Origin of the sequence: Catellatospora aurea, from assembly GCF_042663325.1 — a bacterium.
Lineage (GTDB): Bacteria > Actinomycetota > Actinomycetes > Mycobacteriales > Micromonosporaceae > Catellatospora > Catellatospora aurea.
Window position 1 is genome coordinate 1 of the sequence record NZ_JBHTAC010000120.1, and the last position, 501, is coordinate 501.

1 protein-coding gene is annotated in these 501 nt (G+C 63.7%); it reads left to right on the forward strand.

Translation table 11 applies throughout. The features are described from left to right. A partial coding sequence (locus tag ACFQO7_RS37765; protein ID WP_376810899.1) for an extracellular solute-binding protein occupies nt 1–501 on the forward strand: 501 nt, incomplete at both ends.

Sequence of the window (501 nt, forward strand, 5' to 3'; positions counted from 1 at the left end):
ACATCAAGTCGCAGTGGCCGGCGTGGAAGTGGCAGCAGGGCAGCTCGGCCAAGGGTGAGGTTGTCGGTCTGGGCACGGACGTGGGCGGTATGGCGATGTGCTACCGCCGGGACCTGTTCGAGAAGGCGGGTCTGCCGACCGACCGTGAGGCTGTCAGCGCGCTGTGGCCGACGTGGGAGAAGTACATCGAGACGGGTGTGAAGTTCAAGGCCGCGAACGTCAAGGGTTCGGCGTGGATGGACGGTCCGACGATCATCTACCGGTCGATCCTGGGTCAGCAGCCGGTGGGTATCTACGACGGTGACAAGGTCGTGGTGGAGTCGAACCCGGGTGTGAAGCGGGCGTGGGATCTGACGATCGACGCGATCAACAAGGGTCTGTCGGCGAAGATCGCTCCGTGGTCGGCTGACTGGAACGCGGGTATGGCCAAGGGTTCGTTCGTGACGCTGGCGTGCCCGTCGTGGATGATGGCGTACATCCAGTCGCAGGCCAAGGACTCTT